Origin of the sequence: Pseudonocardia humida, from assembly GCF_023898865.1 — a bacterium.
GTDB lineage: Bacteria > Actinomycetota > Actinomycetes > Mycobacteriales > Pseudonocardiaceae > Pseudonocardia > Pseudonocardia humida.
Genome location: NZ_JAGSOV010000074.1, coordinates 1 through 23005 on the forward strand (window position 1 = coordinate 1; position 23005 = coordinate 23005).

At 74.8% G+C, this 23005-nt stretch carries 22 protein-coding genes, 1 tRNA gene and 1 pseudogene; 13 read left to right on the forward strand and 11 right to left on the reverse strand.

The features are described 5' to 3' along the window. Window positions 1-10 precede the first annotated feature (10 nt). Together KDL28_RS42295 and KDL28_RS33630 are read left to right on the forward strand one after the other, a co-directional pair. Complete coding sequence (locus tag KDL28_RS42295; protein WP_372497149.1) at window positions 11-178, forward strand: HNH endonuclease; 168 nt, start codon at window positions 11-13, stop codon at window positions 176-178. Between the two features lie 208 nt (window positions 179-386). Beyond that, complete coding sequence (locus KDL28_RS33630) at window positions 387-2069, forward strand: fatty acyl-AMP ligase (protein WP_252445142.1); 1683 nt, start codon at window positions 387-389, stop codon at window positions 2067-2069. Here the strand turns inward: KDL28_RS33630 and KDL28_RS33635 are convergent. Next, window positions 2045-2680, reverse strand: a complete 636-nt coding sequence (locus KDL28_RS33635; protein WP_252445144.1) for a TetR/AcrR family transcriptional regulator — start codon at window positions 2678-2680, stop codon at window positions 2045-2047. The two genes, KDL28_RS33630 and KDL28_RS33635, sit on opposite strands and share 25 nt — an antisense overlap. A gap of 149 nt (window positions 2681-2829) precedes the next feature. Here KDL28_RS33635 and KDL28_RS42300 point away from each other — a divergent pair. Continuing rightward, a pseudogene (locus tag KDL28_RS42300) lies at window positions 2830-3744 on the forward strand (FAD-dependent monooxygenase); the annotation flags it as partial. A gap of 185 nt (window positions 3745-3929) precedes the next feature. Then, a complete protein-coding gene (locus KDL28_RS33645; protein WP_252445147.1) occupies window positions 3930-4307 on the forward strand; it encodes an FAD-dependent monooxygenase in 378 nt (125 codons plus the stop codon). Window positions 4308-4333: 26 nt separating this feature from the next. Here KDL28_RS33645 and pth read toward each other — a convergent pair whose 3' ends face one another. The 4 genes from pth to glmU form a co-directional block, all read right to left on the reverse strand. Further along, window positions 4334-4918 (reverse strand): aminoacyl-tRNA hydrolase, encoded by a 585-nt coding sequence (pth, locus tag KDL28_RS33650; RefSeq protein WP_252445149.1) that lies wholly within the window; start codon window positions 4916-4918, stop codon window positions 4334-4336. Window positions 4919-4921: 3 nt separating this feature from the next. After that, a complete protein-coding gene (locus KDL28_RS33655; RefSeq protein WP_252445151.1) occupies window positions 4922-5605 on the reverse strand; it encodes a 50S ribosomal protein L25/general stress protein Ctc in 684 nt (227 codons plus the stop codon). A 179-nt stretch (window positions 5606-5784) separates the two neighbouring features. Further along, window positions 5785-6765, reverse strand: a complete 981-nt coding sequence (locus tag KDL28_RS33660; RefSeq protein WP_504967689.1) for a ribose-phosphate diphosphokinase — start codon at window positions 6763-6765, stop codon at window positions 5785-5787. Continuing rightward, window positions 6762-8267, reverse strand: a complete 1506-nt coding sequence (gene glmU / locus KDL28_RS33665; RefSeq protein ID WP_252445155.1) for a bifunctional UDP-N-acetylglucosamine diphosphorylase/glucosamine-1-phosphate N-acetyltransferase GlmU — start codon at window positions 8265-8267, stop codon at window positions 6762-6764. Before glmU ends, KDL28_RS33660 begins: the two co-directional genes overlap by 4 nt. 367 nt (window positions 8268-8634) lie before the next feature. On the opposite strand from glmU, the gene KDL28_RS33670 reads away from it, so the two are divergent. Further along, entirely contained in the window at window positions 8635-9072 is a 438-nt protein-coding gene (locus KDL28_RS33670; RefSeq protein ID WP_252445157.1) for an OsmC family protein, read from the forward strand. 233 nt (window positions 9073-9305) lie between these two features. Here KDL28_RS33670 and KDL28_RS33675 read toward each other — a convergent pair whose 3' ends face one another. From KDL28_RS33675 to KDL28_RS33685, 3 genes are all read right to left on the reverse strand, one after another. Next, on the reverse strand, window positions 9306-9758 hold the full coding sequence (locus KDL28_RS33675; protein WP_308216097.1) for a DUF3291 domain-containing protein: 453 nt from the start codon (window positions 9756-9758) through the stop codon (window positions 9306-9308). Continuing rightward, complete coding sequence (locus tag KDL28_RS33680) at window positions 9759-10406, reverse strand: 4a-hydroxytetrahydrobiopterin dehydratase (protein WP_252445161.1); 648 nt, start codon at window positions 10404-10406, stop codon at window positions 9759-9761. A 99-nt stretch (window positions 10407-10505) separates the two neighbouring features. After that, window positions 10506-10576 (reverse strand) — tRNA-Gln (locus tag KDL28_RS33685). Between the two features lie 188 nt (window positions 10577-10764). On the opposite strand from KDL28_RS33685, the gene KDL28_RS33690 reads away from it, so the two are divergent. The 3 genes from KDL28_RS33690 to KDL28_RS33700 all read left to right on the forward strand — a co-directional run bounded on the left by KDL28_RS33690 (window position 10765) and on the right by KDL28_RS33700 (window position 12904). Beyond that, entirely contained in the window at window positions 10765-11736 is a 972-nt protein-coding gene (locus KDL28_RS33690) for an acyl-CoA desaturase (RefSeq protein ID WP_252445163.1), read from the forward strand. A 170-nt stretch (window positions 11737-11906) separates the two neighbouring features. Continuing rightward, window positions 11907-12590 (forward strand): PIG-L deacetylase family protein, encoded by a 684-nt coding sequence (locus tag KDL28_RS33695; protein WP_252445165.1) that lies wholly within the window; start codon window positions 11907-11909, stop codon window positions 12588-12590. Between the two features lie 44 nt (window positions 12591-12634). After that, window positions 12635-12904 (forward strand): DUF2277 domain-containing protein, encoded by a 270-nt coding sequence (locus tag KDL28_RS33700; protein WP_252445167.1) that lies wholly within the window; start codon window positions 12635-12637, stop codon window positions 12902-12904. 237 nt (window positions 12905-13141) lie between these two features. Here the strand turns inward: KDL28_RS33700 and KDL28_RS33705 are convergent, their stop codons facing one another. Continuing rightward, window positions 13142-14275, reverse strand: a complete 1134-nt coding sequence (locus KDL28_RS33705) for a PQQ-dependent sugar dehydrogenase (protein ID WP_252445169.1) — start codon at window positions 14273-14275, stop codon at window positions 13142-13144. Window positions 14276-14542: 267 nt separating this feature from the next. On the opposite strand from KDL28_RS33705, the gene KDL28_RS33710 reads away from it, so the two are divergent. After that, complete coding sequence (locus tag KDL28_RS33710) at window positions 14543-17896, forward strand: S41 family peptidase (RefSeq protein ID WP_252445171.1); 3354 nt, start codon at window positions 14543-14545, stop codon at window positions 17894-17896. Window positions 17897-17964: 68 nt separating this feature from the next. On the opposite strand, the gene KDL28_RS33715 is transcribed toward KDL28_RS33710, so the two are convergent. Further along, window positions 17965-18291 carry an antibiotic biosynthesis monooxygenase gene (locus KDL28_RS33715; protein WP_252445173.1) on the reverse strand — a complete coding sequence of 109 codons (327 nt, stop codon included), beginning with the start codon at window positions 18289-18291 and terminating at the stop codon, window positions 17965-17967. After that, window positions 18288-18848: a GNAT family N-acetyltransferase gene (locus KDL28_RS33720; protein ID WP_252445174.1), complete on the reverse strand. Its 561-nt coding sequence runs from the start codon at window positions 18846-18848 to the stop codon at window positions 18288-18290. The genes KDL28_RS33715 and KDL28_RS33720 overlap by 4 nt, the downstream gene beginning before the upstream one ends. 177 nt (window positions 18849-19025) lie before the next feature. Here KDL28_RS33720 and KDL28_RS33725 point away from each other — a divergent pair, with 177 nt between their 5' ends. The 4 genes from KDL28_RS33725 to KDL28_RS33740 all read left to right on the forward strand — a co-directional run bounded on the left by KDL28_RS33725 (window position 19026) and on the right by KDL28_RS33740 (window position 22853). Further along, window positions 19026-19937, forward strand: coding sequence for an ABC transporter ATP-binding protein (locus KDL28_RS33725; protein WP_252445176.1), 912 nt, complete (start codon window positions 19026-19028; stop codon window positions 19935-19937). After that, window positions 19934-20668: a hypothetical protein gene (locus KDL28_RS33730; RefSeq protein ID WP_252445214.1), complete on the forward strand. Its 735-nt coding sequence runs from the start codon at window positions 19934-19936 to the stop codon at window positions 20666-20668. Before KDL28_RS33725 ends, KDL28_RS33730 begins: the two co-directional genes overlap by 4 nt. A 21-nt stretch (window positions 20669-20689) precedes the next feature. Continuing rightward, window positions 20690-21583 (forward strand): alpha/beta hydrolase-fold protein, encoded by an 894-nt coding sequence (locus tag KDL28_RS33735; protein WP_252445178.1) that lies wholly within the window; start codon window positions 20690-20692, stop codon window positions 21581-21583. 193 nt (window positions 21584-21776) lie between these two features. Next, window positions 21777-22853 carry an alpha/beta hydrolase gene (locus KDL28_RS33740; RefSeq protein ID WP_252445180.1) on the forward strand — a complete coding sequence of 359 codons (1077 nt, stop codon included), beginning with the start codon at window positions 21777-21779 and terminating at the stop codon, window positions 22851-22853. The last annotated feature ends 152 nt before the right edge of the window (window positions 22854-23005 follow it).

Below are 23005 nucleotides of genomic sequence, written 5' to 3' on the forward strand. Positions count from 1 at the left end.
AGGAGCGACGGTGGAGATCCACCAGATACCGGCACTCGCAGACCTCGTCCGGACAGGACAGCCACAACCCGCGTGGGCACAACTCATGACAGAGAAACGGCGAAAGACACTCATCGTCTGCATTCCCCGCCACGACACCATCCACGCGCCGATCCCAACCACGAAATCCACGCAGTAATCACCAGAGAGCCGGATGCGAGGAAACCCGCACGTCCGGTTCGGGCCCGGGGCCGCCGGAAAAGGACCCGCCACATCGGCGGGCACCTCGCCGGCGGCCTACCGGGGCACCCGCCGCACCCGTCCCGGCGCGCGCACCGGTCACGATCATGGCGCCACTCCCGGCCGGGAGCGGGCACGACGTCCGGACCGCCCCTAGGCTGAGCGGTATGTCCCGGTTCCTGGCGAGGCTGCTGGACTCCGCCCACAGCTCCGAGCACGGCATGACCACCGGCGCCCCGGTCGCGCCCGTGCGCCGGACGTGGCCGGAGGTGCACGCCGTGGCGACCCGGATGGCGGGCGCGCTCCGCGCGGGCGCGGACGACGTCCCCGCCGTCGGGAAGGGCACCGCGGTCGGGGTGCTGGCGGGCGAGCCCGCGTCGATCGCGCCGGCCGCGCAGGCCGTCTGGCTGGCCGGCGGCAGCGTCACGATGCTGCACCAGCCGACCGCGCGCACCGACCTGGCGGCCTGGGCCGAGGACACGGTGACCGTGCTCACCATGATCGACGCCGGGCTGGTGCTGCTCGGCCCGCCCTTCGACGCGCTCGCCCCGGTGCTGGCCGAGCGGTCGATCCCGTTCCGCACGATCTCCTCGCTCGAGGCCGCGGGCGCGGCCGCCGTCGAGCCCGACGCCCACGCCGCCGACGAGGACGACACCGCCCTGCTCCAGCTGACCAGCGGGTCGACCGCGGAGCCCAAGGCGGTGCGGATCACCCACCGCAACCTCGAGGCCAACATCGCGGGCATGATCGAGGCCTCGCGGCTCGACATCGAGCGCGACACGATGATCTCCTGGCTGCCGCTGTTCCACGACATGGGCATGGTCGGGTTCATGACCGTGCCCATGGCCGTCGGCCTGGAGCTGGTCACGGTCACCCCGGTCGACTTCCTGTCCCGCCCGCTGCTGTGGGCCGAGCTGATCTCCACCTACGGCGGCACCGTCACCGCCGCGCCGAACTTCGCCTACGCCGTGCTGGGTCGCCAGCTGGCCCGCGCCGAGGACGGCGCGCTCGACCTGTCCTCGCTGCGGATCGCGCTGAACGGGGCCGAGCCCATCGACCCCGACGCCGTCGCCGCCTTCACCGCGGCCGGGGCGCGGTTCGGGCTGCGCCCGGAGTCGGTGCTGGCCGCGTACGGCATGGCCGAGACGGCGCTCGGGGTGTCGTTCGCCCCCGTCGAGCAGGGGCTGCAGGTCGACGCGATCGACGCCGAGCAGTTGGAGGCGCACCGGCGGGCCGTGCCGGTCGCGGCCGGGGCCACCGGCCGGGGCGTCCGCCGGTTCCCGCTGCTCGGGCCGCCGCTGCCGGGCATCGAGGCCCGCGTCGTCGGCGAGGACGGCGCCGTGCTCGGCGACCGCGAGGTCGGCGTGATCCACCTGCGCGGCGAGTCGGTGACCCCCGGCTACCTCACCGTCGACGGCCCGATCGACACCCAGGACGAGGAGGGCTGGCTCGACACCGGCGACGAGGGCTACCTCGTCGACGGCGCGGTGGTCGTCTGCGGCCGGCGCAAGGACGTGATCATCATGGGTGGCCGCAACATCTACCCGACCGACATCGAACGGGCCGCCGTGCAGGCCGCCGACGTGCGGGCGGGCAACGCGGTCGCGGTCCGGCTGTTCGCCGGCGACGAGCGCCACCGGGAGTCGTTCCTGGTCGCCGTGGAGTCGCGCAAGGCGGGCGACGAGGAGGCCGAGAAGGCCATCGCCAAGGACGTCACCCGGCAGGTGCTCACCGCCGTCGGGGTGCGCCCCGCGCGGGTGGTGGTGCTCGGCCCGGGCAGCCTCCCCAAGACCCCGTCCGGCAAGCTGCGCCGCGCCGCGACGGGTCAACTCCTCGCCGAGCGCGTCTGACCCCGTTCCGACGGGCGGGTGAGCAGGGGGAGCAGGACGGTGTCGACGATCTCCGCCAGCTCGTCGGGCCCGGGTGGGGCGCCCCGGCGCAGGAAGGACTCCACCACAAGCGCCGGACCGGTCCGGACCAGCAGCGGCGTCACGGCGGCCGGCTCGGCCCCGGAGCGCTCGGCGGCCCGCCGTAGGACGCCGGCCATCCGTTCCAGGCGCGGTCCCAGCACCCGCTCGCCGAACGTGTCGCGCAGCCCGGGCTCGCGCAGCAGCTCGGCCATGACCTCCAGGCCGGGGAAGCCGCTGCGCCCGGCCAGCGTGTCGGCGACCGCGGCGAGTGCGGCGACCACCTCGTCGCGGACCGGAGCGCTGGGATCGGGATCCGGCGGTTCCGGGGCCACGCAATGGCGGAGCGCGTCGAGCACGAGATCGCGCTTGGTGGGCCAGCGCCGGTAGAGCGCGGCCTTGCCCGTCCCGGCCCGGTGGGCGACCGCGTCCATCGTCAGCCCCGCATAGCCGGTCAGGGCGAGCTCGTCGAGTGCGGCGCGGTGGATGGCCCGCGCGAGCGCCGCGCCGCGGCGGCGCGGTCGGCCCGGAGGGGTTCCGGAGGCGGCGGGCACGTTCGAACAGTAGACGGTTGCGTTCACTACGGGTCGGTGCGAGGCTGAGCGCCATAGGGAACGTGATCGTTCACTAAAGGTGGTGCGGGGTGGATCGGACGGGTGTCCTGGTGGTCGGGGCCGGCCCGGCGGGGCTGGGCCTGGCGATCGTGCTCGCCGAGCGCGGGCTGGACGTGCGAATCATCGACCGCGCCGCCGCCCCCGCCGCCGAGTCGCGTGCGGCGGTCGTGCACGTCCGGACCCTGGAGCTGTGGGACCGGCTCGGGGTGGCCGAGCGGGCCGTCGCAGAGGGTGTGCAGATCACCCGGGCCGAGGTGTTCGAGCGCGGCCGGCGGCTGGGCGTGGTGCCGCTGCGGGTCGACCGCACCCCGTTCCCGTTCGCCCTGGGGCTGGGGCAGGATCGCACCGAGCGGCTGCTGGCCGAGCGCCTCGGCGAGCTCGGGGTGCGGGTCGAGCGCTCGACCGAGCTCGTCGCCGTGTCCGCCGCCTCCGACGGCGCCCGGGTGCGCATCCGGGCGGGCGGCGCGGAGCGCGAGGTCGCGGCCCGGTGGTTGGTCGGCGCCGACGGCGCGCGCAGCGCGGTGCGGCGCGCGGCCGGGCTGGGCTTCGCCGGCCGCACCCACCCCCAGACCGGGCTGCTCGCCGACGTGCGGTTCGCCGGCTCCACCGGATCGCCCGGCCGCATCCGCCTGCACCTCACCGCAGGCGGATTCGTCGGCATCCTCCCGCTCGACGGCGGGCGGCACCGCATCTTCGGTGCCGTGCCGCCCGACCTCGTCCCGACGGACCCCGCTCCCCGCGTCGACATCGGCCGGGAGCAGCTGCAGCAGTGGCTCGACGAGCGGTTCGACGCCGGTGCCCGGATCGACTCCGTCGCCTGGACCAGGCTCTTCCGGGTGCACTGCCGGATCGCCGAGCGCTTCCGCCGCGGCCCGGTGCTGCTCGTCGGGGACGCCGCGCACCTGCACAGCCCGGCCGGGGGGCAGGGCATGAACCTCGCTGTGGGCGACGCGGTCAACCTCGGGTGGAAGCTGGCCGCGGTGGTGGCGGGCGAGGCCCGGGAGCGGCTGCTCGACTCCTACGAGGCGGAGCGCAGACCGGTCGCGCAGCGCGTGCTGCGCGGCACCGACCGCGGGTTCGTCGTGGAGACCACCGCGCACCCGGCGGCCGTGTGGGCGAGGGCGCACCTCGCCGGCCTGCTGCTGCCCGCGGTCCTGCGGCTCCCGCCCGTACGGGCGGCGTGGCGGGGATGTTCGCCCAGACCTGGATCCGGTACCGGGGCAGCCCGGTGGTCTCCGGGCGGGCCGCCCGGCGCGGTCCGCGGCCCGGCGACCGCGTCCCCATCGGGCGCGGTGGTGGCCTCCGCCACCGGGCGCTGCTGCTCGACGGCACCGACGAGCAGCAACGGGCGGTGGAGTCGGTCGTGGGCCGGTACGGCGTCGCGATCCCGGTCCAGCGGCTGGCCCGCGGCCGCGGTGCGGCGTGGTTGCTGGTCCTGCGACCCGACGGCCACCTCGGCTACGCCGGTCCCGCCGACGACCTCACGGCCCTGGCCGCCCACCTCGACCGGTGCCACCCGCCCCGGAGCGCGTCGAGAACGACGTCCGGGGACCAGCCGGGCCGGTGAGCGAGCTCCCGACCCGACGGGCCCGGTCAGCCGGAGAGGGCGTGGAAGCGGTTCTGGGCCGGTTCGAGGCCGTCCGAGAGCAGGGCCTCGGCGGCGTCGGCGGCCAGGTCGACGGCGAGGTCGAGCTCCTTGGCCTCGGCGCCGGAGAACCGCTTGAGCACGTAGTCGGCCGGGTCCTGGCGGCCCGGCGGGCGGCCGATGCCGAACCGCACGCGCAGGTAGTCCTTCGTGGCCAGCGAGCGGCTGATCGAGCGCAGCCCGTTGTGGCCGCCCTCACCGCCGCCCAGCTTGAGCCGCACCACCCCGAAGCCGAGGTCGAGGTCGTCGTGGACGACCACGAGATCGGCCGGTTCGACCGAGAAGTACTTCAGCAGCCCGGCCACCGGCCCGCCGGAGACGTTCATGAACGTCCGCGGCTTGGCCAGCACGACCTTGCGGCCGGCCAGCCTGCCCTCCAGCACGTCGGAGTTGCTGCGGTGCCGGGAGAACCGGCCACCGCCGGCCCGCGCCGCCAGCAGTTCGACGACGCGGAAACCGACGTTGTGCCGGGTCTGGGCGTACTCCGGACCCGGGTTGCCGAGCCCGACCACCAGAGCGGGGCCCGGCGCCACGGATCAGCTCTCCGCGGAACCGGAGTCCGACGACTCCGCGGCGGACTCGTCGGACTCGGTGGAGGACGCCTGCTCCTCGGACTGCGGGGCGTCCTCGACCACGCCGGCACCCTCGGTGTCGATCTCGGCCTCGAGGTCGGCCGCGGTCGGCGCGGGCACGACGTTGACCACGAGCGCCTCGGGGTCGGTGACCAGCGTGGTGCCGCGGGGCAGCTCGACGTCGCCGGCGTTGATCTGGGTGCCGGCCGCCTTGCCCTCCACGGAGACCTCGATCTGCTCCGGGATGCCGGACACGTCGGCCTCGACCTGGATGGTGCTGAGGTCCTGCTGGATCAGCGTGTTGGGGGCGGCGTCGCCGGTCACCACGACCTGCACGTCGACTTGGACCTTCTCGCCGCGCGTGATGACGAGCAGGTCGACGTGCTCGATGTAGGGGCGGATCGGGTGGCTGACCACGGTCTTGGTCAGCGCGAGCTGCGGGGTGCCGCCGATGTTCAGCGTGAGCACGGCGTTGCGCCCCTGGTCGCGGACGATGGCCTTGAACTCGAGCTCCGGCAGCGAGAGGTGCTGCGGGTCGGTGCCGTGCCCGTAGAGCACGGCGGGGATCTTGCCCGCGCGGCGGGTACGGCGGGCGGCGCCCTTGCCGAACTCCGTGCGGGTCTCGGCGTCGATACGGGCTTCGGCCACGGTACTTCTCCTCGATCGGCGAGCTGCTGGTGCGCAGGACATGCGGCGAGGCAGCCGGCCGATGGCCGAGGCTGCGTCGATAACGGCGGGAGTAACTGCACCCGCCCTCGCCGCGGAACCTCCACAACGATACGCGATCCCAGCTCAGGGCCCGGTGGGTGGGGTCGGGCCCGGGGGGATCAGGCGTTGCCGTCGAAGAGCGAGGTGACCGAGCCGTCGTCGAAGACCTCGTGGATGGCGCGGGCCACCAGCGGGGCGATCGGCAGCACCGTCATGCCGGGGAAACGCTTCTCGTCGGGGATGGGCAGGGTGTCGGTGAAGATCACCTCGCGGGCGCCGCTGGACGACAGCCGATCGACCGCGGGCCCGGACAGCACGCCGTGAGTGGCCGCCACGATCACGTCCGACGCGCCGTCCTTGAGCAGCACCTCGACCGTCTTCGCGACCGTGCCGCCCGTGTCGATCATGTCGTCGATGACCACGCAGAGCCGGCCCTCGACCTCGCCGACCACCCGGTTGGCCACGGCCTCGTTGGGCTTGCGCGGGTCGCGCGTCTTGTGGATGAACGCCAGCGGGGTGCCGCCCAGCGTCTCCGCCCAGCGCTCGGCCAGCCGGACCCTTCCGGAGTCGGGCGAGACCACGGCCAGGTCGTGGTCGGCGTAGGTGCGCTTGATGTGCTGGGCCAGCACCGGCAGCGCGAACAGGTGGTCGACCGGGCCGTCGAAGAAGCCCTGGATCTGCGCGGTGTGCAGGTCGACGGTCATGATCCGGTCGGCGCCCGCGGTCTTGAACATGTCCGCGATCAGCCGGGCCGAGATCGGCTCGCGGCCGCGGTGCTTCTTGTCCTGGCGCGCGTAGCCCCAGAACGGCATGACCACGGTGATCCGCTTGGCGGAGGCCCGCTTGAGCGCGTCGACCATGATCAGGTGTTCCATGATCTGGTCGTTGATCGGGGCGGAGTGCGACTGCAGGACGAACGCGTCGCAGCCGCGCACGGACTCCTCGAACCGGACGAAGATCTCCCCGTTGGCGAAGGAGTACGCCGACTGCGGGGTGATCGTGACGTCCAGGTGCTTGGCGACCTGCTCGGCCAGCTCGGGGTGCGCCCGGCCGGAGAAGAGCATCAGGTTCTTCTTGGGGGTCGCCGACATCGAGCTCACCGGGTGGTACCTCCATCAGGGGGGTCGTTCGGTTCGGGTGCCCGGGTGGCGGCCAGGGCGGCCTCCGCGGACGGGGTGCCCGGCCGCTTGCGCGCCACCCACCCCTCGATGATGCGCTGTTCGCCGGCGGAAACCGACAACGCCCCCGGTGGCACGTCGTGGCGCAGGACCGTCCCGGCCCCGGTGTAGGCGCCGTCACCGACCCGCACCGGCGCGACGAACATGTTGTCCGATCCGGTGCGGACGTGGTCGCCGACGACGCTGCGCTGCTTCTGCACGCCGTCGTAGTTGACGAACACCGACGCCGCGCCGATGTTCGAGTGCTCGCCGATGTCGGCGTCGCCGACGTAGCTCAGGTGCGGCACCTTGCTGCCCGCGCCGATGTCGGAGTTCTTCACCTCGACGAACGTGCCGATCTTGCCGCGATCGCCGAGCCGGGTGCCGGGGCGCAGGAACGCGAACGGCCCGACGTCGGCGCCGGCGCCGATCACGGCCCGGGTGCCGTGGGTGCGCACCACCCGGGCGCCCTCGCCGATCTCGCAGTCGGTCAGGGTGGTGTCGGGCCCGACCTCGGCACGCGTGCCGACCGCGCTGCGCCCGTGCAGCTGGGTGCCGGGGTGCAGCACCACGTCGGGGGACAGCTCGACCTGCACGTCGACCCACGTGGTGGCCGGGTCGACGACCGTCACCCCGGCCCGCATCCAGGCCGTGACGACCCGGCAGTTGAGCTCCGCGCGCACCTCGGCCAGCTGGACCCGGTCGTTCACCCCGGACACCTGCCAGGTGTCGGGGCAGCGCACGCCGCGCACGCCGAGCCCGTCGTCGTGGGCGATGCCGATGAGGTCGGTCAGGTAGAGCTCGCCCTGCTCGTTGTCGGTGCCCAGGCGGTCCAGGCCCGCGGTGAGGAAGGCGCCGTCGAAGACGTAGACACCGGAGTTGATCTCGCGGACGGCGCGCTGCTCCGGGGACGCGTCGCGCTGCTCGACGATCGCGGTGACGGTGCCGTCGACGTCGCGCAGGATGCGGCCGTAGCCGGTCGGGTCGTCGAGCTCGGTGGTGAGCAGCGTGACGGCGGCGCCCGCGGCGGCGTGCTCGTCGAGCAGGCCCTGCAGGGTGGCCGGCTCCAGCAGCGGCACGTCGCCGTAGGTGACCAGGACGGGGCCGGTCAGGTCGGCGGGCAGCGAGCCCATCGCGCAACCGACCGCGTGGCCGGTGCCCAGCTGCTTGTCCTGCTCGGCGGCCAGCACCGGGCGACCCAGCTCGCCGCCGAGCGCGGCGACGGTCTCGCCGACCTCCTTGCGGCCGTGGCCGAGCACCACGACCAGGTGCTCGGGCTGCAGCTCGGCGACGGCGTGCACGGCGTGGCCGAGCAGGCTGCGCCCGCCGATGGCGTGCAGCACCTTGGGCACCGCGGAGCGCATGCGGGTGCCCTCGCCCGCCGCGAGCACCACGGCGGCGGTCGGATGGGCGCTCGGGGGTGCCTGTCCGGGACGGTCGAGCATGGGGTGGCTGCTCCTGCCGGATCTCGGGCCCCGCGGCGGACCGCCGCGGACGGACGGCGTCGAACCGGACGGGGCGGGGTGTGCGGGCCGTGGGAGGTCCGGCGAATCCTACGTCGTGGCGCCGTCCCGGGCGGCGACGACGGTGCGGGGCGGCCCGTTCCCGCGCCATCGGGCTGGCCGGGTCACCTGTCCGGGGAGCGGACCGGTGAGCGGCGCGCCGCCATACCAGTCGCATTCGGCCCTGGTCGAGCGACCGTTCGCCGTTGATCCAGTACCGGTCGTCTCACTGTCCGTGAACGCGGGAGGTCCTCAGGCGTCTTGTGTTGTTGAGGGGCGACGAGAGCCGCCAACCCGTTTGGAGAGGTCAATGCCTACGCGCACCGCACGGACAGCATGGAACGGCAGCCTGCAGGAGGGGGAGGGCCAGGTCGAGCTGGCCAGCAGCGGGGTGGGTAGTTTCCCGGTCAGCTTCCCCCGGCGCTCGGCGGACGACGCCGGGGGAGTGACCAGCCCGGAGGAGTTGATCGCGGCGGCGCACTCGGCCTGCTACTCGATGGCGCTGTCCGCGGAGATCGCGCGGGCCGGGGGTACCCCCGGGTCGCTCGACGTCTCGGCCGACGTCTCACTGGGACCGGACCCCGCAGGCGGGTTCGCGATCACGGGCATCGCACTCAAGGTCCGCGGCCGGGTCGAGGGGCTCGACGCCGCGGGGTTCGACCAGGCCGCCCAGGCGGCGAAGGACGGCTGCCCGGTGAGCAAGGCGCTCACCGGCACCACGATCACGCTGGACGCCGCGCTCGCCTGATGCGGTCCAGCGCCGGAACGCCGCAGAACGAAGGAGCAGGGATGAGGTGCACGGGCAACGGACGGCCGCCCGAGCCGCCGCCCCCGCGACCGAACGGTCGCTGAGGTAGCGCGTTCGGGCGGGGGGCCCCACCGGAAGGGGGGGGGCCCCCCCCCGCAGCCCCCCCCCCCCCGCGCGGGGGGGTCGCGCGGGGGGGGGGGGCCCCCACCCTCCGGGGGGGGCCCACCGCCGCTCTACCGCCCGCGCCCGGCAGGCCTGCCGTCGGGCCCGAAGCGCCTGCGCAGCGAGAACGCCCGCGGGGTGGGGCCGTAGCGGCGCAGGTGCTGCAGCCGCCGTACGGCGTCGGCCACGCCGGGCGGCTCGTCCCCCCGCACCCACCACAGCGCCGTCGACGGCTGCTCGGTCGGCAGGAACCACCGCGACCTGCGGCGCAGGTAGCCGGCGTGCGCGCTGCGGTAGACGAAGTCGTGCAGCGCGGCGTAGTCCGCCCACAGCGACACGTTGACGATCACCGGCCCGGCGTCGTCGGTCAGCACCCGGTGCCCGGCCCGGTCGCGGGCCACGAACCCGGGACTGGCGTCGGCGAGCCGGTTGACCGCGTCGAGCGCCTCGGTGAAGCCGCGCATGACGGGGTCGTCGAGCGGGGCGCGCATCCGCGCCACGTTCACCTGGGCCAGCCGGTGCACCTACTCCGCCACCCACACGGCCAGGTCGACCTCGTTGGCCTCGGGGTCGGCCAGCGTCCAGTAGTCGGGGGCGTTCGAGCGCACGACCCGCCCGCCCGCGGCCACCGCCGCGGCGATGCGGTTCCGCACCTGGTCGGGCGCCAGGTACACGTCGACGTGGACGCGGTTGCGCTGCGGGCGCGGCGCAGCCATGTCCTGGAACCAGAACGTCGGCCCCCGGCGGGCCGGATCGACCACGTCCTCCTCGCCGAGCTCCTGGTAGCCGAGCACGGCCCGCCAGAACGGCCGCACGTCCGCGATCACCAGCGCGTCGATCGCGACCTGGACGTGCTGCACGGCGGCGGGCTCGGCCGCGGCGCCCAACCCACGCGCGGCCACCGAGATCCTCCGCGCCAGCTCCACGTCCCCCGCGGTCAGCCCCTCCGGCCCGTCGCCGACCGGGCGCACGTCGACGCTGTCCGGGCGCAGGTCGACGTCGGGCCGGCCGATCCCGGCGGCCGGCTCGCCGATCGCGGCCACGAGCGCGACGCCCGTCGCGTAGGAGCCGGTGCGGAAGCGCGCGCACACCCACGTACCGCCCAGGACGGCGCGCCAGTCGTCGACGCCGGGTGAGCCCAGGAACCGGCGCGCGGTGATGCGATCGGCCATCACGGGACCGTACCGAGACGCGGGAAGCCGGACGCCGATCCGTGTCCGCGAGTGGGCGCACCGAGGTCGCGGCCCGAATGGCGGCCTGCGGCGGGCCTGCTCCGCCGCCAGGATTCGAACCTGGACCATCGGAACCAAAATCCGAGGTGCTGCCGTTACACCACGGCGGACAGGCCTCCATCCTGTCACGCACCGCCAACGCCATTGATCCGGTCGGGGTCCTGCGATTGCGGCACCGCCACCCGGGTTCCACGATGACGTGCAGCCGTCCAGCCCGGGTTGACCTAACCTCGCAAAAGCGACGGCGGACGAGGACGACGCCACCGCCGCCGGACGTCCCCGACCCCCGAGGAGCCGCATGACCGCCGAGTCCGTCGCCCCGCCCCCGTCCGGAGCCCGCACCGAGAACCCGCTCACGGCGGGGCCGAACCCGGTCGTCTCCGGGCGGCGCACCGCGTTCCAGCACGCGATGATCTACGTGTTCGTGGCGACGCCGATGGTGGCCCTGGTCGCCGCGGTGCCGCTGGCCTGGGGCTGGGGCGTCGACTGGCACGACCTGGTGCTGCTGGGCGTCTTCTACTCGATCGCCGTGCTGGGCATCACCGTCGGCTTCCACCGGCACTTCACCCACAAGGCGTTCAAGGCCAAGCCGTGGCTGCGGGTCGCGATGGCGATCACCGGCTCGCTGGCCGTGCAGGGCAACGTGCTGAACTGGGTGGCCGACCACCGCCGCCACCACGCCTTCTCCGACCGGGAGGGCGACCCGCACTCGCCGTGGCTGTTCGGGACCTCGCCCGCCGCGGTGGCCAAGGGCTTCCTGCACGCCCACATGACCTGGTTCTTCGACCGCGACGAGACCAACCAGCGCCGCTTCGTGCCCGACCTGCTCGCCGACCGGGCCATCCGCCGGGTCAGCCGGACGTTCGGCATCTGGGTGGCGGTGAGCCTGCTGCTGCCCGCCGTGCTGGGCGGGCTGATCTCCTGGTCGTGGGCGGGGGTGGTCACCGGGTTCTTCTGGGGCGGGCTGGTGCGCCTCGCGGTGTCCAACCACGTCACCTGGTCGATCAACTCGATCTGCCACATGATCGGGGAGCGGCCCTTCCGGTCGCGCGACCGGTCGCGCAACTTCTGGCCGCTGGCGATCCTGTCGATGGGCGAGTCCTGGCACAACCTGCACCACGCCGACCCCACCTGCGCCCGCCACGGCGTGCTGCGCGGGCAGATCGACATCTCGGCCCGGCTGATCTGGATCTTCGAGAAGCTCGGGTGGGCCTACGACGTGCGCTGGCCGACCACCCGGCGCCTGGAGAAGCTGCGCGCCGAGACCTGATCGGGTCCCGTGGTGAACCCGCCGTGACGGTCCGGTGGCCCGTCGCGGCCGGGTTCGCGCATCCGGGTGACCCTCCCACGGGCGAGTGCTGCACCCTTCGTGGAACACTTGCCGCCCGAAAGCCCGGCGCAGGCCGGCGCGCGGCCGCGACCTGACGGGGGTGTACGAGGGTGCTGAGCCTGTTACCCGAGCGCCTCGACCACATGATGCTGCTCGGCGCGCACTGCCACGACATCGCCGTCGGCGCCGGCGGCTCCCTGCTGGAGCTGTGCCGCGCCCACCCCGGCGTCGGCGTCTCGGCCCTGGTGCTCACCGGCGGCGGCTCGCTGCGCGAGGAGGAGGAGCGCGCCGCGCTGGCCGCGTTCTGCCCCGGCGCCCGGCTCGAGGTCACCGTCCTGGACCTGCCCGACGGACGCGTCCCCACCCGGTGGGAGCGCGCCAAGCTGGCGCTGGAGGAGCTGCGCTCGCACGCCGAACCCGACCTGATCTTCGCCCCGTCCCCGCACGACGCCCACCAGGACCACCGCGCCCTGGCCGACCTGGTGCCCAGCGCCTTCCGCGACCACCTCACCCTCGGCTACGAGATCCTCAAGTGGGAGGGCGACCTCACCCAGCCCTCGGTCTACCTGCCGCTGGCCGAGCCGGTGCTGCGGGAGAAGGTCGCCAAGCTGCACGAGCACTACGGCTCCCAGCGCGACCGCAGCTGGTTCGACGCCGAGACCTTCGGCGGCCTGGCCCGCATCCGCGGCGTGCAGTGCCGGGCCCGCTTCGCCGAGGCCTTCCACATCGCCAAGCTGGTGCTGGGCGTGGCCCCGCTGACCGGCGCCGAGTTCGTCGACGCGGAGATGGCGTAGCCGCACGCCCGCCGATGTCCGTCCCCTGGGGCACTATCGGGGGCATGTGTCGGAACATCCGGGTGCTGCACAACTTCGAACCCCCCGCCACCGAGGACGAGGTGCACGGGGCGGCGCTGCAGTACGTCCGCAAGATCAGCGGGTCGGCCTCGCCGTCCCAGGCGAACCGGGCGGCGTTCGACCGGGCGGTTGCGGCCGTGGCCGACGCCACCCGCGAGCTGCTGGACTCGCTGGTGACGACGGCGCCGCCGAAGGACCGGGAGGTCGAGGCGGCCAAGGCGCGGGAGCGGGCGGCGGTGCGCTACGGGAACTGAGCCCGGCTGTCGTCGGGCCTCCGGCTTCTCTCGAGGGCCTCCGGCTCTCCGATCGGCGCGGTGGGCCGGGTCCTCGCAGACCTGGGTGGGTGTTCCTCGCAACGCAGCGGGGGCGTCGCAGCGCCAGCCGGGTGCTCGCAGCGCGCCGGCGGGCTGCGACGACCCAGCCAGGGCTGCGAGGAGCGCCGAACAGCCCTGATCGGAGGCACTGCCGGCCACCCAGGACCGCCGGGGAGATCAGACCGGCGTCACCCGCAGGATCTTGTCGTCGCGCCCGTTCGACGTCGACACCAGCAGCGACCCGTCCGGCGCCAGCCGCACCCCGCGCAACCGCCCGAACTCCCCGTCCAGCGGCGCCGGCGTCAGCACCTCGGCGACCGAGCCGTCGGCGGCCAGTCGCATGAGCAGCAGCTTCTGCCCGCGCAGCGCGCCGACGGCGAGCGCGCCGTCGAGGTCCCCCCACTGCGGGCCGGAGATGAACCCGGCGCCGGAGATGGCCTCGACCGGGCTGCCGGAGCTCCAGATGGCCGCGACGGCGTCGGGGAAGCGCTCCAGGTCGGTCATCGGGACGTCCTCGTCGTAGCCGCCGACGGTGCCGCCCTGGGAGGGGTCCCAGCCGTAGTTGGCGCCGGGTTCGAGGCGGTTGACCTCGTCGTCGGTGTCGGGGCCGTGCTCGGCGGAGAACACGTCGCCGGTGGTGGGCTGCACGGTGACGCCCTGCACGTTGCGGTGGCCGTAGGTGTAGATCAGCCGGCGGGCCGGGTTGGGGTCGTCGACGAAGGGGTTGTCGGGGGCGGGGCCGCCGGTCTCGATGTCGATGTGCAGGACCTTGCCGCCCAGCGAGTTGAGGTCCTGGGGGATGGCGCCGCGGGCGGTGTCGCCGGTGCCGATGTAGACGGTGCCGTCGGGGGCGAGGGTGGTGCGGCAGCCGGAGTGGCGGCCCGACGGGTTGATCGGGAGCCCGCCGAGCAGCGGGTTGGCCACCCGGGTGGCGGACGTGGCGTCGGTGGAGAGCTCCCAGGTGACCAGGCGGATGTCGGTGGCGGTGTCCTCGACCTGGTTGGTCTGGCAGGTGCTGAACCGGCGGGTGCGGTCGAAGTCGGCGTGCACCACCAGGCCCATCAGGCCGCCCTCGCCGTTGACGAGGACGTCGGAGAAGTCGGCGTCGACGGGGGTGACGGTGGCGCCCGGCTCGGTGCTCGACAGCAGCGAGACGCCGCCGTCGCGCTCGGTGAACAGGACCCGCCCGTCGGGCAGGAAGCCCATGTCCCAGACGTGGTCCAGCCCGTCGGCGAGCACCTCGACCTGCAGGTCGGGCACGCCGGTGCGCGGGGCGGCGACGGGCGTGGCGGCCGCGGTCGTGGTCGTCACGGGGGCCCGGGGTGGGGCGGCGGCGGGCGCGGCCGAGCAGCCGACCGCCGTCACCGCTGCGGTGACGACGAGCGCCACGATCGTGCGCCGGCCGGCCCTCCGCCATGACCCTGCGCGGGTCGCCCGGTCCCGATCCGGTGACCCGTCCCCCCGTCGTGCTCGATGCCGCGGCATGGGGGGATTCTGCCGAGGTCCGGGTGAGAGCGCCGTGTGCAGGGTCCGTCCGGGCGGGATCGGGCCGCCGCGGGGTCGCTACCGTCTGCTCCCATGGCCCGCAGCTACCTCCGCTTCCCCCACTTGCACGGCGACACGCTCGTCTTCGTGGCCGAGAACGACGTGTGGACGGCTCCGCTGAGCGGCGGCCGGGCCTATCGGCTCACCGCCGACGACGTCCCGGCCTCGGCCCCGTTCCTGTCCCCGGACGGCACCCGGGTGGCCTGGACGACGTTGCGCCACGGCGTGCCCGAGGTGTACGTGACCGACCTGGACGGCGGCGGGGCCCGCCGGCTGACCTACTGGGGCGACCCGCGGGCCCGCACGCTGGGCTGGACCGCCGACGGCGAGGTGCTGGCGCTGAGCGCCGCCGGGATGGCCGCGCACGGGCGGGCCTGGGCGTACGCGGTCCCGGCCGACGGGGGTGTGCCGCGCCGGCTCGACCTGGGCCCGTGCTCGGGGGCGGCGCTGTCCGCCGACGGTCCGGTCGTGCTGCTGAGCAGCGTGATGACCGAGCCCGCGGCCTGGAAGCGCTACCGCGGCGGCACCGTGGGCAAGCTGTGGCTCGACCCGGACGGTTCGGGGGAGTTCCGCCGGTTCGCCGCCGAGCTGGACGGCAACATCACCGCGCCGCTGCTGGTCGGCTCGGGCGACGGGCGGCGGGTGGCGTTCCTGTCCGACCACGAGGGCTGGGGCAACCTGTACTCGCTCGCGCTGGACGGCTCCGACCTGCGCCGCCACACCGACCACGGCGGCGACGGCGCCCCGGCGTTCTACGCCCGCCACGCCACCACCGACGGCGAGCGCGTCGTCTACGAGTCGGCGGGCGAGCTCTACCTGGTGGAGTCGCTCGACGCGGGCGGCGCACCGCGCCGGCTCGACGTCCGCCTCGGCGGCCCGCGGCGGGCCCGCGAGCCGTTCCGGGTGGACGCGGCCCACGAGCTCAGCTGGGCCCAGCCCGACCGCACCGGGCGCTCCAGCGTGGCGCTGGTGCGCGGCACCGTGCACCGGCTCACCCACCGCGACGGCCCGGCCCGCACCCTGCTCGCCGAGCCGGGGGTGCGGGCGCGGCTGGCCGGTCCGCTGGGCCCCGACCGCGCGGTGTGGGTGGACGACGCCGAGGGCGAGGACGCCGTCTGCATCGCCCCGCTCGACGCGCTCGCCGAGGACGCGGCCCCCCTCGCCCGGTACGGGGCGGGCGAGGTCGGGCGGGTGCTGGAGCTGGCGCCGTCGCCGGACGGGAAGGCCGTGGCGCTGGCCGCGCACGACGGCAGGCTGCTGGTGCTCGACACCGGCTCCGGTGAGCTGCGCGAGCTGGCCCGCGGCGCCGACGGGGAGGTCTCGGACCTGTCGTGGTCGCCGGACAGCGCCTGGCTGGCCTACTGCGATCCGGTGGAGTCCGGGCTGACCCGGATCATGATCGCCCGGCTGGCCGACGACACGCTGGTCGCGGTGACCGCGCCGCGGTTCGTCGACGCCGACCCGGTGTTCACCTCCGACGGCAAGTACCTGGCGTTCCTGTCGCGGCGCACGTTCGACCCGATGTACGACCAGCACTCGTTCGACCTGGCGTTCCCGGTGTCCTGGCGGCCCTACCTGGTGCCGCTCGCGGCGCGCACGCCGTCGCCGTTCGGGGCCAGCCCGGACGGGCGGCCCGTCTCGCCGGGCGACGAGGGCCCCGACGACCTGCCCGCCCCGGAGCCGACCGACGGCGACGAGGACGCCGCCGGCGCGGACAAGCCCGACGAGGTGGCCACGCCCGAAGGCCGCTCCGACGACCCGCCGGAGGTCGTCGTCGACGTCGACGGCCTGGCCGAGCGGGTCGTGCCGATCCCGGTGGCCGCCGCCCGCTACAGCGGCATGCAGGCGGGCAAGGACTGCCTGCTCTGGTACCGGCTGCCGGTGTCGGGGGTGCTGGGCGACGCGCAGGCCGAGACGAACGAGCGCCGGAAGCGGCCGGTGCTGGAGCGCTTCGACCTGACCCGGCGCAAGCTCGACGTGATCGCCGACCCGGTGTCCTGGTTCGCGGTCAGCGGCGACGGCCAGCGACTGGTCGTCGCCGACCGGGAGACGCTGCGGGTGCTGCGCACCGACCGGTCCGGGTCGAACGCGCCGGAGAACGACGACGCCGACGAGTACGTGGTCGACACCCGCCGGATCGTGGTCACCGTCGACCCGTCCCGCGAGTGGCGCCAGATGTTCGACGAGGCCGGCAGGCTGATGCGCGACCACTTCTGGGTCGAGGACATGGCCGGGGTCGACTGGGCGGCCGAGATGGACCGCTACCGCCCGCTGGTCGACGCCGTCGGCAGCCACCACGACCTCGTCGACCTGCTCTGGGAGCTGCAGGGCGAGCTGGGCACCTCGCACGCCTACGTGCGCGGCGGCGGCGACGGCGACGCCTCGGGCAGGCCGGGCCTGCTCGGCGCCGACCTGGAACCCGCCGAGGAGGGCTGGGTGGTCACCCGGGTGCTGCCGCCGGAGACCTCGGCCCCGGCCGCCCGCAGCCCGCTGTCCGGGCCGGGGGTTGACGTGCGCGCGGGCGACGTGGTCCTGGAGGTCGGCGGGGTGCCGGTCGACCCGGCGTGGGGCCCGGCGCCGCTGTTGGTCTCGCGCGCAGGCGAGCTGGTCGAGCTGACGGTGCGCTCGGGCCCGGACCGCGCCGACGCCGGGGAGACCCGCCGCGTCGTGGTGCGCCCGCTGCACTCCGAGGCCGCGCTGCGCTACCAGGACTGGGTGGCGGGGCGGCGGGCGTTCGTCGCCGACCGCTCCGACGGCCGCCTCGGCTACCTGCACGTCCCGGACATGATGGCGCCGGGGTGGGCGCAGCTGCACCGCGACCTCGGCCGGGAGACCTCCCGCGACGGCCTCCTGCTGGACGTGCGCGGCAACGGTGGCGGGCACGTCTCCCAGCTGGTGGTGGAGAAGCTGGCCCGCCGGGTGATCGGGTGGGACGCCCCGCGGCACCGCCAGCCCACGACCTACCCGATGGACGCCCCGCGCGGCCCGGTCATCGCGGTGGCCGACGAGATGGCCGGCTCCGACGGCGACATCGTCACCGCGGCGATCAAGCGGCTGGGCATCGGCCCGGTCGTCGGGGTGCGCACGTGGGGCGGGGTGATCGGCATCGACAGCCGCTACGACCTCGTCGACGGCACCGGCGTCACCCAGCCCCGCTACGCCACCTGGTTCGACGACACCGGGTGGGACGTGGAGAACCACGGCGTCGACCCGGACGTGGAGGTGGTGGTGCGCCCGCAGGACTGGGTCGCGGGCGCCGACCCGCAGCTGGAGCGGGCGATCGAGATGGCCATGGCCGCGCTGGAGGAGCGCCCGGCGGCCCGGCCGCCGGACCCGGCGACCCGGCCGTCCCGGGTGCGTCCGGCGCTGCCGCCGCGCCCCGCCTGAGGCCGGGGCCGTCGTTGCGGTGGAGGTTCAGGAAGGCCACCTTCCTGGACCCCGCCGCACCGCCGCCGTCAGCGGGTGCGGTCGGTGCCCGACGCCCGCACGGTGACCTCGTAGTGCCGCACGGTCGTGGCGAAGTCGATCAGCGCGGCCTCGGCCGCGGGCTCCACGACCGCGCGGCCGGGTTCATCGCCCGCGAAGCGCTCGATGGCCGCGCGCGTCTCCCACCGGGTGACGACCAGCAGGTGCGTGCGGTCGCCGGTGCCGTCCTCCATCAGCTCGGCCCCCAGGAAGCCGTCGAGCCCGTGCAGCTGGGGCAGGACGGTCCCGGTGAAGTGCTCCCGGTACCGGTCGGCGCCCTCGGCCGTCGCGCTCGCGCTCCAGACCCGCGCGATCACCGCGCGGCTCCGGCGCCTGCCCGCGCGGCCGGCAGGTCCAGCACCCAGTTCTGCCCCACGAGGTCGTGGCCGAAGCTGCGGTGCGGCTCGGAGTCGACGAGCCGGAAGCCGTGGGCCTGGTAGATCCGGCGGGCGGCGGCCAGCACGTCGTTGGTCCACAGCGTGATCCGCCGGTAGCCGGCGGCCGCGGCGAACTCGAGGCAGGTCGACACCAGCCGGTCGCCGAGGCCGAGGCCGCGGGCCGCCGGGTCGACGAGCAGGATCCGCAGCTTCGCCGTGGGTCCGTCGGCGTCCTCGTCGGGCACGCAGAAGACGCACCCCCGGCGCACCCCGTCGACCTCGGCGATCCACGCCGCCCGCCCCGCGGTGTCGTCGTCAGCCGCGTAGTCGGCCACGATGCGCGCCACCAGCGCCTCGAATGAGGGATCCCAGCCGAACTCCGCGGCGTAGACCTCGCCGTGCGCCATCACCACCCAGCCCAGGTCGCCGGGCGCGCCCAGCTCGCGGATGCGCACCCGGCCGTCGCCGCGCGCGTCCCCCACCGCTCGTCCGGACATCCTCGCTCCTCCCCATCGGCTGACTGAAACAACTGTTTCAGTCAGCATGCCCTGACGTCCGCCTCGCAACAAGGCCGGGGACACCGGCGTTCGGGCTCAGGGGCGGCTGGGGGTGATTCCCGGATCCCGTCTACCCCCTCGCGCGGTGTGATCGGCTCGACGACAAGGAGGGCCGATGTGATCGAGGTCAGAGGCCTCACGAAGCGGTACGGCCGCACCACCGCCGTCGACGACCTGACGTTCGACGTGCGACCGGGCACCGTGACCGGCTTCCTGGGGCCCAACGGGTCCGGCAAGTCGACGACCATGCGGATGGTCCTGGGCCTGGACCGGCCCGACGCGGGCGAGGCACGGGTGGCCGGCAAGCGCTACGCCGAGCTGCGCGACCCGCTGCGCACGGTCGGCGCGCTGCTGGACGCCAAGTGGGTGCACCCCAACCGGTCGGCGCGCTCGCACCTGCGCTGGCTGGCCCGGGCCAACGGGCTGCCGGCCGGGCGGGTGGACGAGGTGCTGGACACCGTCGGGCTGACGGCGGTGGCCGGCAAGCGGGCCGGCGCGTTCTCGCTGGGCATGTCCCAGCGGTTGGGCATCGCCGCGGCACTGCTCGGCGACCCGCAGGTCCTGCTGTTCGACGAGCCGGTCAACGGGCTCGACCCGGAGGGCATCCTGTGGATCCGCCGGCTGATGCAGCGGCTGGCCGCCGAGGGCCGCACGGTCCTGGTGTCCAGCCACCTGCTCTCGGAGATGGCGCTGACGGCGACCGAGCTGGTGGTGATCGGGCGCGGGCGGCTGGTCGCCCAGGGCCCGACGGCGCAGTTCGTCGACAGCGGGGCCGACGTCCTCGTCCGCGGCCCGCGCCCGGACGCCATCGCCGCGGCCCTGCGGGCGGCGGGCTTCGAGGTCGCCGAGGAGCAGGCGGGGCTGCTGGTCACCGGCGGGACGACCGAGCGGGTGGGGGAGGCCGTGGGGGCGGCGGGGCTCGTGCTGCACGAGCTGACGCTGCGCCGCGGCTCGCTGGAGGAGGCGTTCATGGAGATCACCAAGCAGGACGTGGAGTACGCCTCGACCGGGGCGGGGGTTCCGGCATGAGTGCGGCGGGGCTCATCGCGGCCGAGCGGATCAAGCTGGCCTCGGTGCGCTCGCCGTGGTGGTGCGCGGGGCTGGCCGTGGCCGGGGTGATCGGGCTGACCGGGCTGCTGGTCCTGGTCGAACCCGGCGGGATGGCGGACGCACCGGGCGGCTCGAACCCGTTCCTGCTGTTCGGGTTGATGCTGGTGCTCGTGCTGGCGGCGGTGTCGGTGACCACCGAGTACCGCTACTCCACGATCCGGATGACGTTCGAGGCCGTGCCGAACCGGACCGCGGCCGTGCTGGCCAAGACCGTCGTGGTGGCGGTGGTGAGCGGCGTGATCGGGCTGGTCGCGTCCCTCGGGGCGTGGGCGGCGATGTGGCTGCTCGACCCGCTCTCCGACACCGCGCTGCGCACCTCCGACGACTGGTGGGTCGTGCTCAGCCCGGCGCCGGTGTTCGCGGCCTGCGCCGTGCTCGCGCTGGCGGTGGGGATCCTGGTGCGGCACACCGCGGCCGCGGTGTCGATCGTGCTCGTGTGGCCGCTGATGGGCGAGCAGCTCGTCTCGTTCATCCCGGGGTTCGGTCCCGCGGTGCAGCCGTGGCTGCCGTTCGTCAACGCCGGCAACGCCATGACGGCGGGCGGCGGGGACCTCCCGTTCAGCCCGGTGGGCTCGCTGGCCTACGTGACCGGGCTGGCCGCCGCGCTGCTGGTCGCGGCGATCGTGGTGGTCAACCGGCGCGACGCCTGACCGGGGTGCCAGGGTGGGGCCGTGGTCTCCCGACGCAAGGTCCTGCTGGGCGGGGCCGGGGTCGCGGTCGGCGCGCTCGCCGGCGGGTTCGCGGCCGTCGAGCTGGGCCGGGTGCCCGGGCGGGTCGAGCCGGGCGAGGCGCTCGGCCGCTGCGCCGGCCCCGCCCCGCCCCCCGACGGGCCCGGCCCGGAGGTCCGCAGCGCGCTGCTGCCGTCGCGGTTCCGTGGCCGGGACGTGCCGTGGGCGCTGGCCCTGCCGCCGGGCGCGCCGACGGCCGGGCTGCCGGTCGTCCTGGTCCTGCACGGGCGGGGCGGGACGGCCCGCTCGGCCTTCGACGAGCTCGGCCTGCACCACGTGCTGGCCCGGCACGTCGCCGGGGGCGGGCGGCCGTTCGCGCTGGCCTCCGCCGACGGCGACATCGCCTACTGGCACCCCCGCGCCTCCGGCGACGACCCCCTGGGCATGCTCGTGCACGAGGTGCTCCCGGCGCTGGGGGCGCTGGGGCTCGCCGCCGACCGGATCGGCGCGTGGGGCTGGTCAATGGGCGGCTACGGGGCGCTGCTGCTGGCGCGGGAGTCCGAACGGGGCGCCCTGGGCGGGGTCCGAGTCGCCGCCGCGGCCGCGGCCAGCCCGGCCCTGTTCGCCTCCCCCGCCGCGACCGGCCAAGGCTCCTTCGACGGCCCCGCCGACTTCGCCCGGTGGGGCGACCTGCTGGCCGACCCGGGCGTCTCGACCACCCCGCTGCGCGTCGCGTGCGGCGACAACGACGCCTTCACCGAGGCGACCCGCCGCTACCGCGACGCCGTGCACCCCACCCCCGCCGGCGGCATCACCCCCGGCTGCCACGACAACGGCTACTGGGCCGCCGAGGCGGTCGCCGCACTCGCCTTCCTCGCCGACCACCTGGGGCGGTGACGCCTGGTCGAACGAGAGCCACTCTCGTCCGGAGGGGTGGGACGGAAGCCGACCGCTCGCCACGGTCGAGCAGACCGACGGCCCGGTGCACGACCCGACTCGTTCGGGTGCTCAGTGCCGACAATCGCCGAGATCGTCGGTCGACGCACCGTGTGCCCGCATAGCGTGGACGGCGGTAGCGGGGGAGCGGCGAGTGGCCGCATCGGCGAGGGGGGAACCGATGGCGGCGGGCGGTCAGGTGAGGTTTCACCGCGGTCGCCGGTTCTGGCGGCTCGTCGTGCCGGTCGTGTCGGCCACCGGTGTGCTGGCCGCGTTCCGCCTGAGCCCATGGCCGGGTGCGCTGGTCATCCGGGCCGTCTTCGAGGCCAACAACGCACGGGTCACAGCCGCGATGGCGGGGCACGCGCCGGCGACGGACGTCCAGCGGATCACGGACCAGCAGTACCGGGTCGGGGACGAGGACGCGCTGCTCGACGTGTACTTCCCGGCGGCGGCCCCGGCCGGTGCACGGCTGCCGGTCATCGTGTGGACGCACGGTGGTGCCTGGTTGTCCGGCAGCAAGGACGACGCCGCCCCGTACTTCGAACTGCTGGCCGCGCAGGGCTTCACGGTGGTGGCCCCGAACTACACGCTGGCGCCCAGGAAACCGTATCCGGCCCAGCTCCACCAGCTCAACCGGGCGCACGCCTACGTCGTGGAGAACGCCGAGCGGTTTCATGCCGACACCGGCACGGTGTTCCTCGCCGGGGACTCGGCGGGTGCCCAGTTGTCGAGCCAACTGGCCGCCCTGATCACCAATCCGGCGCACGCCGCGGAGGTGGGGATCGTTCCGTCGCTGAGTCCGGCGCAGCTGTGCGGGGTCGTACTCAACTGCGGCATCTACCGGATGGAGCGCCTCACCCATCCGTCGCCGACGCTGCCCAGGCTGGTGGGATGGGGCAACGACGTCGCGACCTGGGCGTACGCGGGAACGCGCGACTTCTCCGATCCGGTGATCCGGCAGATGTCGCCCTACCACCACGTGACGGCGGACTTCCCGCCCACCTTCATCAGCGGCGGCAACGGTGACCCCCTCACCGAAGCGCAGTCCGAACCGTTCGCCGACAAGCTGCGCTCGCTCGGTGTGCGAACGACCTCGCTGTTCCATCCGGTGGACCACGAACCGGCGCTGCCGCACGAGTACCAGTTCGACCTCGGCACCGAGGAGGGCCGCGTCGCGCTCGCCACGACGGTCGAGTTCCTCCGGGATCAGCTGGCCGAGGCCGGGTGATGGGGCGGGAGCCCACGGACCGCGGCGACAGGCCCGGTGCGCCGGTCACGACCAGGTCACGCCGCGACCGATGAACAGCTCGGTCGGTTGGCCGACCTGCTGCCCGGCCGGGTCCGCGTTGGCCGGCGAGCCGGAGGTCGGGGCCATGGCCG

What these genes read in the sequence shown, in the direction of transcription:
- KDL28_RS33630 (WP_252445142.1), top strand. Translation starts at nt 387, where the DNA reads ATGTCCCGGTTCCTGGCGAGGCTGCTGGACTCCGCCCACAGCTCCGAG.
- KDL28_RS33645 (WP_252445147.1), top strand. Translation starts at nt 3,930, where the DNA reads ATGTTCGCCCAGACCTGGATCCGGTACCGGGGCAGCCCGGTGGTCTCC.
- glmU (WP_252445155.1), bottom strand. Translation starts at nt 8,267, where the DNA reads ATGCTCGACCGTCCCGGACAGGCACCCCCGAGCGCCCATCCGACCGCC.
- KDL28_RS33670 (WP_252445157.1), top strand. Translation starts at nt 8,635, where the DNA reads ATGCCTACGCGCACCGCACGGACAGCATGGAACGGCAGCCTGCAGGAG.
- KDL28_RS33680 (WP_252445161.1), bottom strand. Translation starts at nt 10,406, where the DNA reads ATGGCCGATCGCATCACCGCGCGCCGGTTCCTGGGCTCACCCGGCGTC.
- KDL28_RS33690 (WP_252445163.1), top strand. Translation starts at nt 10,765, where the DNA reads ATGACCGCCGAGTCCGTCGCCCCGCCCCCGTCCGGAGCCCGCACCGAG.
- KDL28_RS33700 (WP_252445167.1), top strand. Translation starts at nt 12,635, where the DNA reads ATGTGTCGGAACATCCGGGTGCTGCACAACTTCGAACCCCCCGCCACC.
- KDL28_RS33710 (WP_252445171.1), top strand. Translation starts at nt 14,543, where the DNA reads ATGGCCCGCAGCTACCTCCGCTTCCCCCACTTGCACGGCGACACGCTC.
- KDL28_RS33720 (WP_252445174.1), bottom strand. Translation starts at nt 18,848, where the DNA reads ATGTCCGGACGAGCGGTGGGGGACGCGCGCGGCGACGGCCGGGTGCGC.
- KDL28_RS33730 (WP_252445214.1), top strand. Translation starts at nt 19,934, where the DNA reads ATGAGTGCGGCGGGGCTCATCGCGGCCGAGCGGATCAAGCTGGCCTCG.